The following is a 9,939-nucleotide window of genomic DNA, read 5'->3' on the forward strand; positions in this document are numbered from 1 at the left end:
CGGGTTCATCGACATTTTGACGTTGGCGAGTTCAACACCCGATCCATCGCTCTTGACGCGGACCTTGACGTTGTAATCGACCACCCGCTTTACCGGCACTAAGACCTTCATCGATCCTCTTTCACTCAATTTGGGAGGGGGTTATCAACTGATGGCAAAACTAGACGTTGATACGCTCGGGTTGAGCCTGCCTGTTTTCCCGAATTTGGCTCACAGCGGCGATTGCTAGGCGGTGACATTCAGGTTCGATCAAAGTAGCTCGCTTTGAGCACCAAGGAAAAAGGCCTCGGGTGCGCTTCGCCGATTGGACCACGCTAACCCCGATCGCCATGGCCGCCATTCGATGAGAAATTCGATCGCGTTTCGCGCAAGCTATTGTTTGCTGGAAGGAGCGCTCGAGAATTCGGTAGAGGCGATCGAACACCTCAGTCTCCTCCCAGAATAACCGCTGGAGGTCCTGCACCCACTCGAAATAGCTAACGATCACGCCTCTCGCATTGCACAGAATATCCGGTAGCACAAAGATCTCATCCCTCCGTTGCTGCAGGACAGAGTCAGCTTCTGGCGTGGTCGGGCCATTGGCTCCCTCGGCGAGAATGCGACATTTGAGTTGGGAGGCATTTTCGCCAGTAATGACGCGCTCGACTGCAGCCGGTACAAGGACATCGCACTTCTGGACCAGCAGCTCCGATGGTTCAGCGAAGCTCTGAGTAGAGAACCCGGCAAGCTGCCCACGCTTCGCCATGTGGCGCTGCAAATCGGCTATGTTTAGACCGGTGGGATCATAATATGCCGCCGTATGATCACTGACACCGATGATTTTGACGCCTTTCTCCGCAAGGGAATATGCCGTCACTGACCCAACGTTGCCGAATCCTTGAATGATGGCCGTGGCGCTACCCGCGCTTATCCCAAGGTGATCAAGCGCACGAGCAACAAGATATGAAACTCCGCGCCCAGTCGCTTCGCGGCGGCCGAGTGTGCCTCCTGCGGATATCGGCTTTCCCGTGACGATCTCGTTGATCGTCTGTCCTTGATACATGGAATAAGTGTCCATGAACCAAGCCATAACCTGCTCGTTCGTGCCCATATCAGGCGCCATAACGTCGGTGTGCGGTCCGACGAAAGGAATCATCTCCTGCATATACCGTCGTGATAGCGCCTCAAGTTGGCGCGGTGACAACGCGTAGGGATCGACTGTAATGCCGCCTTTTGCTCCTCCATAGGGGAGCCCTGCCAGGGCACACTTCCAGCTCATCCAAATGGCCAAGGCGGCGACCTCGCCAATATCCACTTGCGAGAACCGCGTTCCGCCCTTGGTCGGCCCGAGCGTCAGGTGATGTTGAACCCGGTAACCTTGAAAGACCTCCGTCCGGCCGTCATCCCTGTGAATCGGGCATGAAACGGCGATTGCGCGCTTTGGATAGAGAAGGCGATCCCTTTCCATCTCAAGGATCTCCAGGTGATCGGCAACTCGCTTGAACTGCTGCCTGGCCATCTCGAAAACGGGGCCACCATAGATTGCTTTGGTCATAAGTTAGATCGATCAACTTGTTTGTGGGTGGACGCGGAGATCGGGCGAGGAAAAATGGCCGCCCCAGGAACGGGCGGCCAGTAAGCGTTCGTCGCGAGAGGAACAGTACGACGAACAAGCTGTGTAGCGGCCTGAATCAAGGAACCTCCGAAGCGCGCAGCACTGGCATTCGGACGAGCCACATTGTGCGACGAATGCAAACTACGATAACTGCTTCACGGCATGAGCAATTCGTTGGCACGCCTCCTCAAGCTCCGAGGTCGATGTGGCGTAGGAGATTCGGAAATATCGAGCCAGTCCAAATGCCGATCCCGGAACGACGGCGACGCCGACGCTGCGCAAGAGATATTTGGCGAAATCAGTATCGCTGTTGATGCGCTGGCCATCCGACGTGGACTTGCCGATCAGCCCGGCGCAACCAGCGAATGTATAGAATGCACCCTTCGGCACCTGACAAGTAATACCCTCCAGCTTGTTCAAAGCCGCAACAACCAGATCGCGTCGTGATCGAAAGGACCGGCATCGCTCCGCAATCACTTGCGTCGGTCCATAAAGCGCTGCGATGGCAGCGGCCTGGCTAATCGAAGACGGACACGAGGTTGATTGGCTCTGAACGACCGCCATGGCCCGAATGAGCGCGCTTGGGCCGCCGGCATAGCCTATCCGCCATCCCGTCATGGCATAGGCCTTCGAGACCCCATTGATCGTCAGAGTACGTTCACGAAGAGAAGGCTCGATCGCTGCGGGCGTCACGAAGCGGAACTCGTCGTAGAGGATGTGCTCATAAATGTCATCCACCATGAGCCAGACGTGCGGAGAAGCGGCCAATACATCGAGAATTGGCCGGTAGTCTGTGTCCGAATAGGCGGCGCCAGAAGGATTGGACGGCGAGTTCAAAATCAACCATCTCGTACGCGGCGTGATCGCTTGGGCGAGGTCCTCCGCTGTCAGGCGAAATCCGTTGGCCTCGTGACAAGGTACGAACATCGGCTTGCCGCCCATGAGTGCAACGATGTCGGCATACGTCACCCAGTATGGTGTCGGGATGATAACTTCGTCGCCGACCTCAAGCGTTGCCATCATGGCGTTGAAGATGACCTGTTTGGCACCGGCCGAAACGGTGATCTCATCCTGAGCGAATTCGAGGCCATTTTCGCGCTTGAACTTCGCCCGGATCGCAGTCTTCAGTTCAGGAGTGCCATCGAGCGCCGTATATTTTGTCGCACCGCCATCCATTGCGCGCTTGGCGGCATCCTTCACGTAGTCTGGCGTGTCAAAATCAGGCTCACCTGTCCCGAGCGAGATGATGTCCCTGCCTTGGCGCTTGAGCTCTGCGGCCTTGCCCGTGATCTTCAGGATCTCCGAGACGCCGATTGGCGCCAAACGGCTCGCTGGCCGGAACGGGGATGATTGTAATTCAATGGGAGCGTTCACGGGCGATCCTCACTCACAACACATCGAACTTGACGCCTTGGGCGAGCGGCAGTGTTCGGCCGTAGTTGACGGTGTTCGTCGCACGCCGCATATAGGCCTTCCAGGCATCGGATCCAGATTCCCGGCCGCCGCCGGTTTCTTTCTCGCCGCCGAATGCGCCCCCGATTTCTGCACCGGACGGGCCGATGTTGACATTGGCAATGCCGCAATCGGAGCCACGCGCTGACAGAAACGCTTCGGCTTCGCGCAGGTCATTTGTGAAGATGGAGGAAGAAAGGCCCTGCGGAACGGCGTTGTGGACCTCGAGCACAGAATCGAAGTCACTGTACTTCATCACGTAAAGGATGGGCGCGAAGGTTTCGTGCTCGACGGGCCCGGTCTGTGCGGGCATTTCGACCAGGGCCGGCCGTACGTAATAGGCGTCAGCGGCCCCCTCGATGCCTACTCGTTCGCCGCCGTACACGAGGCCACCGGCGGCTTTCGCAGCTCCGAGCGCGGTCTGCATCCCGAGATGGGCCGCCGCATCGATGAGCGGACCAACCAGCGAGCCGCCCTCAAGCGGATTGCCGACCGTCACTGACTCATAAGCGCGCTTCAAGCGCGAGATGAAAGGATTATAGACGCTCTCATGCACATATAGTCGCCGGAGGGTCGTGCAGCGTTGGCCGGCCGTTCCCATCGCAGCAAACGCAACTCCGCGGAGCGTCAGGTCGAGATCGGCAGTGGGCGCAACTATCGCTGCATTGTTGCCGCCCAGTTCCAGAATTGCGCGCGCGAAGCGTTTGGCAAGGCGAGGTCCGACCGCTCGACCCATTGCGGTGGATCCTGTAGCCGACACCATTGCCACCTTGGGGTGATCAACGAGAAGCTCGCCGATCTCGCGACCGCCGAACAATACCGCCGAAAGCCCTTCAGGCACCGCCCCGCTGTCGCGTTCAAACTGTTTTACGGCGCGTTCGAGCAGCGCGTGCGTGGCTAGCGCGGTGAGCGGCGTTTTCTCTGATGGCTTCCACACGATGCTGTTGCCGCACACCAGGGCGAGCGCTGCGTTCCACGCCCACACCGCGACCGGGAAATTGAAGGCCGAAATAATTCCGGTGACGCCTAGCGGATGCCAGGTCTCCATCATGCGATGATCGGCGCGTTCCGTCGCTATAGTGAGGCCATAGAGTTGGCGAGACAGCCCGACTGCGAAGTCGCAGATGTCAATCATCTCCTGGACTTCACCAAGTCCCTCCGAAACGATCTTACCGACCTCGATCGAGACCAGCCGCCCCAGCGCCTCCTTGTTTGCGCGCAACTGTTCGCCAAGGAGCCGGACAAGCTCGCCGCGTTTAGGCGCAGGCATCAGGCGCCATGCCCGGAAAGCAGTATGCGCCTTTTCGATAGCTGCCGCAGCTTCGCCGGCACCCGTCTCGTGGACCTCTCCGATGGTCTCGCCCGTGATCGGCGTTTGCACTTTGAGTGCACCTTCCGTGTAGGAGGCTCCATTCACCCCAAGTTCGGTCAATAGGCTTCCAACTGCGCCGGATAGATCGAGCTTTCGGACTTGCGTTTGTGCGGTTGACTTAACTGGCATGACATCTCTCCTCAGCAATTTGGATGGTGGATGGACCCTTGAAGCCAACTTGCCTGGGCTCGACAGTCGGCTAAGCCGCGGATGCGAGAACAGGTTTCATACTCAAGCAAAGGCGATTTGCGAAAATCCGAGCTGCTCCAGAGCGTGCTTTAACGAGGCTTTCTCCGCTTGCGCATAGAGCTCCAGCTCATCTTTCACAACACTACCCAGGGCTGCCTCGAACTGAACCCGACCTGATTGTGCCGCGTAGCTTTTCTGCTCGTCGGTGCCGAGGTTCGACTGGAATATCCCGGCGGCGCTGACGGGGAGGAAATCCTCGTATATGATCGCATCGAATCGCAGGAAACCATCGGCGATCAATTCATCTACGGTCGCCGCCAATGTGCCCCGGCGAGCGGATACGACGCCAGCCTCCGTCGCCGAATAGCGAAAGAATGCGAGACCATTGGAGCGTAACTCAGTCCACTCATCAGGAAACGAGTCGAAGGACTTTGAGAGCACGTCTTCGTAGGTGGCGGGACCGGAATCGGCAGCGCCGGGCTGGACATTGCGCCGGACAGACGCGAGCAGCTCGTCATATAGCCTCCGGCCCTTCGCCGTCAGCGCAACCCCACGCTGTTCAATTTCGCCGAACCGGGCGGTATGGGTCCCCGCCGTGGCCTCGCTCGCACTTCCTCCAAAAGTGATCGGTTCTTCCAGCGCCTTGAAACTCGTCTGCCGCAACAAGATCGGACACTTGCGACGCGGCGGTCCTTCGATCACGGCCTTGGGTACGATGCCACGTTGTGGCATTCCAGCCTGAACGGCATCGATGTCCAGCGTCCGCGGCGTGAGATGATTGATATGCGGGCCCTTGAAGCTGACGATATCAGCGATCAACCGGTGGGCGCGATGCAGCTTTCGATAGGTCCCGAAGTCGACGGTCGCGTTGCTGTGCCAGCGAAAGGTTTCCAGCGCCTCTCGAACAAATTCCTCCGCTTGAGGGCGCGTCAGCCTGCGCTCGGCTTCAAATACGACGACGAGCTCGAGAACACGCGGCGTGAAAATCTGACGCGCAGCCAGGATGGCTTCGACCTCCCCGCGCAGGGCGCGATCTTCGATCAGTTCGATGCGGAGAAGGGATGTAAATACCCGGAACGGATTTCGGCGAAGCGCCTCGTCCGTGATCGGACGAAAAGCAGTGGAATGAACCGGGACTCCTACTACCGACAAATCATAGTAGCCGACAGGGTGCATGCCCATGACGGCGAAGACGCGGCGGATGTTGAACAGCTCCCGGGCCGTGCCGAGTCGGATCGCACCGTGGCGCTCCACATCCAACCTTTCGATTTCGCCGTTCTGCTCCAGGCTTGCACGCAAATTGGTATCGGTGCGCAACGTCTGCGCGTTGACGTCAGCGACAAGCTCCAACAGCGTCCCGTATTGCGGAACCTCAGCGCGATACATGTCGGACATCGCACGCGAAAATAGGTCGCGAATGTCATCTGCAAGAGCGTGCTGCCCGGCCATTGGCAACTCCCTGCTTTCTCTCAATCTCGAGGGAAAGGTCACTAGATCATGCCAATTCGGCATATCGTGCCAAGATTTACCCTTGTGTTTTCAGCGCAATCAAACAATCTTTTCTCAATACGTCATTCTCGTCCGGAATAGGCATGAATACTCCCCGACGTTTCCTTCCATCGACCTCGCTGCTGGCGGCCTTCGAAGCCGCTGCCAGAACGGGCAGCGTCACAATGGCGGCCAGGGAGCTCAGCCTGACCCAGAGCGCGGTCAGCCGGCAGATCAAGCTCCTCGAGGAGCAGCTTGAGGTCGAGCTGTTTGCACGCGAGCGCCAGTCCATTCGCCTGACCCCGGCCGGTGCGGCGTACGCGCGCGAAATTCGCGAGGCCTTGCGCAAAATCAGCACGGCCTCGTTCAATCTTCACGCAAATCCCAGGGGAGGCACGCTCAATCTTGCCATCCTGCCAACCTTTGGCACGCGCTGGCTGGCGCCACGCCTTCCCAAGTTTCTGGTGCAGAATCCCGGTATCACCATCAACCTTGCAACTCGCCTGACCTATTTCGATTTCCGGACCGAAGCACTGGACGCGGCAATTCATTTCGGGCCGCCGGACTGGCCAGGCGTTGAAATGGTATTGCTGCGCTCCGAAGAAGTTGTCCCCGCCTGCAGCCCCGAGCTGAAAAAGCAGTACGGCTTTCGCTCGGCACGTGATCTGAAGGAAGTACCTCTTCTCAGCATTTCGACGCGGCCCGATGCCTGGAACAAATGGTTTTCAATGCAGCAGGTAGACGACGGATCCGGACAGGCGATGTACTTCGATCAATTTGCAACCGTCGCCCAGGCTGCAATGGTCGGCGTCGGCGTAGCGCTGCTACCCACCTTCTTGATTCAGGAGGAGTTGACGAGCGGCAAACTCGTCCTCGCAATCGATCGGTCGATGGAAAGTGCCGAACGATACTACCTGGTATGGCCGGCCGAGCGATCTACCCACCCTCCACTCAGGGCCTTTCGCGACTGGCTGCTCGCAGAAAGCGGCGCTGACCGCTAAGACGACGAGCTCTTTGCGGATTCCGGGCACTGAATTGCCCAATCGGGAGAGCGTTGGTCTGACCACGCAGACCGGTCGCAATGCCCGCCTGAATGTTCGGGTTAGGCGGTCTGATTTCCTGCGCCGAGCCCGTGATGACTGACGGAGAAGCCGTCGCGGCACGCTTTGTTGCCGGGCCGCAAGCCAGCCAGGACTTGCCGGTCCCGTTCGGGCCGACAATCATCAAATGGTTGTGATCGGATCCTTCGCCTATGGCAAGGGTCTGGAACAGCGGACGGTCGAGACCGCAAGCGGTGCGATAGCCGACGTTCTCGATGGTGCCGGCCTGGCGGAGCTTGGCATTGGTCGAACGGCGTATGAGGGGACGGTTGTTGCGCGCGGTGACGTCGAGGCCCGCCTTGGCGACTTCGGAACGAATGCGCATGGGCCCAGCCGCGTTAGCGGCGATGCGGAGTCGGCATATGCTCGGCGACCGTGGTCGGGCGATGCGGCAGGGTGCTGCGCAGATGCGAGGCCACCCGCTTGCCGCGCAGGAAAATCTCGATGGTCTTTAGGGTGATGCGAGTCTCGACCGCCTGATACGAGGTCGTGAGAGACGCTGTAGTGATGTTGGGCGATCTCGACGTGATAATCGAGATTGCCCGGCAGCGCTTCCACTCGGCATGCTCGTACGGCTCATCTGCAAGAGCGTCAGCGCCGATCGAGCTCCTCGAACAGGTCGCGCCGGCTTCGCCCCCAGCTCCGGAGCGGTCGATCGTTCAGCTCGACAAGGAGCGCGTGGATCGCCTCATTGAGGGCGGCAAGCGAGAAGAAGCGACGGTTGCGCAGGCGCGCCCCAGAATCCATCGCCCGACGATTTTGGACCCGACTTCGACCTAGCTTTGTCGCGCGGCCGATATTGCTGTGCCGGTACGATAGCGGTGCGGTAATGGCGGGCGAGATCGGCATAGTCCGGTTCACCATTGGCTCGTGAAAGGAGGCCCGGGTGATGCCGGCCTTGAGATTGTCGCTCACCGTCTTCCGGGCCACTCCGCCGAAATAGGCAGATGCCCGCACGTGCGAGGCGATCCAGTCCGGCAGGCTCTGTGTTAGGCTGGCCTCGGCGTAGGTGTAGTTCGAGGCGCCGGGCACGGCGACGAAGATTTGCATGCTGCGTACCTCACCCGTGAGCCCGTCAACCACCTCCATGGTGTGTGGAATAGTCGACGAACAGCTTCTCGCCTGCGACAGGAACCTGGCGCAGGGTTGGCTTGAGACGGCCGGCCCATTCCCTGTAGCGTTCGCAGAACCACGCATAGGTGAAGCCGTCAGAGTTTGGGTCGCAATACTCCTCCCACAACAGCATCAGCGTGACGTTCGAGCGCCGCAGCTCGCGATGCACAAGCCTCCGAGTCCGTACGGACGCTCGTCGCTGGGCCGATCGGAAGGCGCCGGAAACAGGCGGTTCTCGAGCCGGACATCGTCATCCAGCTCCGGCGACAATGGCCAGGTCACGCCGGCGGGGCGGGCTCGGTTCACGTACTTGCTGACCGTGCCCTGGGCCAGACCGAGGCTGCGTGCAAGGGCGCGCTGGGACATGCCGACGTGTAGTGCGGGCGACTTCGCGAGTGTGGCGCATGGACTGTCTCTCTGTCGGCATCTCGATCCTCCGCTCTTGGGCAGAAGACCAAGCTACCCGGGTTGCAGACTGTCAATGGTGAGCGCCTCGCTGTCTCCGATCACGACCCGCTGGAAATAGCGATCACGATCCGCTGGAAACGGTGATCACGATGCTCTGGAATGAGTGAGCACGACGCCCTCTTTCGCGAAGAACCATCCACTTGGTCGATCAGGAGTCGATTTTCAGGGCGAAGATTGCAAGCTTTCAGGCTTTGGCGTCCTAAAAGCTTGCAACTTCATTTTGAGATTCGGCGAATCGCGAATCGTGATTCCGTGTCGAGGCGTTCCTGGCCGTAGCGCTTGACCAGCCGGAGAATGCCGATCGCCTATCGCAAGCCCTGTTCCGGATGTGGTCGCGACCGGCTTTCAATTACCCACATTTAGCCGAGAGGGCTTAGGGAGCGAACCAACTATTGCATCGCAGGAATCGACCGTGATTCCTTGTCTGGCACCGATTCGCATGGGGCGGTGCCAATGGACGAAGAAGCCGACGCATGGTTTGATCGCGAGCTCGCTGGCTGCAACCTTGCCGACGAGCGCCTGAATAAGCGGCTCCGCACTGGTAGCGCAGATCGGGAGCGCCATGGGAGAAAGCATCCGCTGGTGTGCCAGGACTGGGCTAATACCAAGGCCGCGTATCGTTTTTTCTCCAACGACCGGGTCAGTGAGGCGGACATTCTGGCCGGCCACTTTCAATCGACCCGTGAACGCACGATTGCCACCGACGGGCCTATTCTAGTGCTCCACGATACGACCGAGTTCAGTTATCAAAGAGAGAACTCAGACGCGATCGGGATCACTAAGAGCATAAACAGTGGGCGCGACAAGGCGGGCCGCCTGAGGTCGCACACGGTTTGCGGATGCACTCGAGCCTGGCGGTGAACAACCGAAGGGCTGCCGCTTGGACTGACGGCGGTCAAATTCTGGACCCGGAAGAAATTCAAGGGGACTGCCGCGCTTAAGAAGAAGATCAATCCGACGCGCGTTCCCATCGAGAAGAAAGAGAGCATTCGGTGGCTGGACAATGTCCGTCAATCCACAGAGCTGCTGGGCGATTCGGGACGATGCATCCATGTCGGTGATCGGTAAGCGCGAATTTCCCTGCACCTTTTGCTTTTGAGTGCTCTGATGCATGAGGTGTCCACCAAAATAGGTGGACACCTTGTGATGGCACACGATGATCA

9 protein-coding genes and 1 pseudogene are annotated in these 9,939 nt (G+C 59.1%); 2 read left to right on the plus strand and 8 right to left on the minus strand.

The annotated features are described in order from the left end of the window. The 5 genes and pseudogenes from IVB48_RS11995 to IVB48_RS12015 form a co-directional block, all read right to left on the minus strand. A pseudogene (locus IVB48_RS11995) lies at positions 1 to 111 on the minus strand (electron transfer flavoprotein subunit beta/FixA family protein); the annotation flags it as partial. Between the two features lie 49 nt (positions 112 to 160). Continuing rightward, the gene (locus IVB48_RS12000) at positions 161 to 1,534 is read right to left on the minus strand and encodes a Glu/Leu/Phe/Val dehydrogenase (protein ID WP_247400071.1); all 1,374 of its coding nucleotides are present in this window, start codon (positions 1,532 to 1,534) and stop codon (positions 161 to 163) included. A gap of 201 nt (positions 1,535 to 1,735) precedes the next feature. Further along, on the minus strand, positions 1,736 to 2,968 hold the full coding sequence (locus IVB48_RS12005; protein ID WP_247400072.1) for a pyridoxal phosphate-dependent aminotransferase: 1,233 nt from the start codon (positions 2,966 to 2,968) through the stop codon (positions 1,736 to 1,738). Positions 2,969 to 2,981: 13 nt separating this feature from the next. Then, positions 2,982 to 4,547: an aldehyde dehydrogenase family protein gene (locus IVB48_RS12010; RefSeq protein ID WP_247400074.1), complete on the minus strand. Its 1,566-nt coding sequence runs from the start codon at positions 4,545 to 4,547 to the stop codon at positions 2,982 to 2,984. A gap of 102 nt (positions 4,548 to 4,649) precedes the next feature. After that, positions 4,650 to 6,056, minus strand: a complete 1,407-nt coding sequence (locus IVB48_RS12015; protein ID WP_247400076.1) for a VOC family protein — start codon at positions 6,054 to 6,056, stop codon at positions 4,650 to 4,652. 143 nt (positions 6,057 to 6,199) lie between these two features. Here IVB48_RS12015 and IVB48_RS12020 point away from each other — a divergent pair, with 143 nt between their 5' ends. After that, positions 6,200 to 7,096, plus strand: a complete 897-nt coding sequence (locus tag IVB48_RS12020; RefSeq protein ID WP_247400077.1) for a LysR substrate-binding domain-containing protein — start codon at positions 6,200 to 6,202, stop codon at positions 7,094 to 7,096. 690 nt (positions 7,097 to 7,786) lie between these two features. Here IVB48_RS12020 and IVB48_RS12025 read toward each other — a convergent pair. The 3 genes from IVB48_RS12025 to IVB48_RS41325 are packed head-to-tail and all read right to left on the minus strand — an operon-like array spanning position 7,787 to position 8,674. Continuing rightward, positions 7,787 to 8,245 (minus strand): hypothetical protein, encoded by a 459-nt coding sequence (locus IVB48_RS12025; protein ID WP_247400079.1) that lies wholly within the window; start codon positions 8,243 to 8,245, stop codon positions 7,787 to 7,789. Positions 8,246 to 8,270: 25 nt separating this feature from the next. Continuing rightward, entirely contained in the window at positions 8,271 to 8,477 is a 207-nt protein-coding gene (locus tag IVB48_RS12030) for a hypothetical protein (protein WP_247400080.1), read from the minus strand. Next, on the minus strand, positions 8,441 to 8,674 hold the full coding sequence (locus IVB48_RS41325) for a hypothetical protein (protein ID WP_346658980.1): 234 nt from the start codon (positions 8,672 to 8,674) through the stop codon (positions 8,441 to 8,443). Before IVB48_RS41325 ends, IVB48_RS12030 begins: the two co-directional genes overlap by 37 nt. Before the next feature lie 555 nt (positions 8,675 to 9,229). Here IVB48_RS41325 and IVB48_RS12035 point away from each other — a divergent pair. Then, positions 9,230 to 9,637 (plus strand): transposase DNA-binding-containing protein, encoded by a 408-nt coding sequence (locus IVB48_RS12035; protein WP_247400082.1) that lies wholly within the window; start codon positions 9,230 to 9,232, stop codon positions 9,635 to 9,637. Positions 9,638 to 9,939: the final 302 nt, after the last annotated feature.

The sequence above is a fragment of the Bradyrhizobium sp. 76 genome, from assembly GCF_023073025.1.
Lineage (GTDB): Bacteria > Pseudomonadota > Alphaproteobacteria > Rhizobiales > Xanthobacteraceae > Bradyrhizobium.

Bases quoted from the DNA above. Each gene is read 5' to 3' on its own strand.
- IVB48_RS12000 (WP_247400071.1), bottom strand. From the start codon at position 1,534: ATGACCAAAGCAATCTATGGTGGCCCCGTTTTCGAGATGGCCAGGCAG.
- IVB48_RS12010 (WP_247400074.1), bottom strand. From the start codon at position 4,547: ATGCCAGTTAAGTCAACCGCACAAACGCAAGTCCGAAAGCTCGATCTA.
- IVB48_RS12015 (WP_247400076.1), bottom strand. From the start codon at position 6,056: ATGGCCGGGCAGCACGCTCTTGCAGATGACATTCGCGACCTATTTTCG.
- IVB48_RS12020 (WP_247400077.1), top strand. From the start codon at position 6,200: ATGAATACTCCCCGACGTTTCCTTCCATCGACCTCGCTGCTGGCGGCC.
- IVB48_RS12025 (WP_247400079.1), bottom strand. From the start codon at position 8,245: ATGCAAATCTTCGTCGCCGTGCCCGGCGCCTCGAACTACACCTACGCC.
- IVB48_RS41325 (WP_346658980.1), bottom strand. From the start codon at position 8,674: ATGTCCCAGCGCGCCCTTGCACGCAGCCTCGGTCTGGCCCAGGGCACG.
- IVB48_RS12035 (WP_247400082.1), top strand. From the start codon at position 9,230: ATGGACGAAGAAGCCGACGCATGGTTTGATCGCGAGCTCGCTGGCTGC.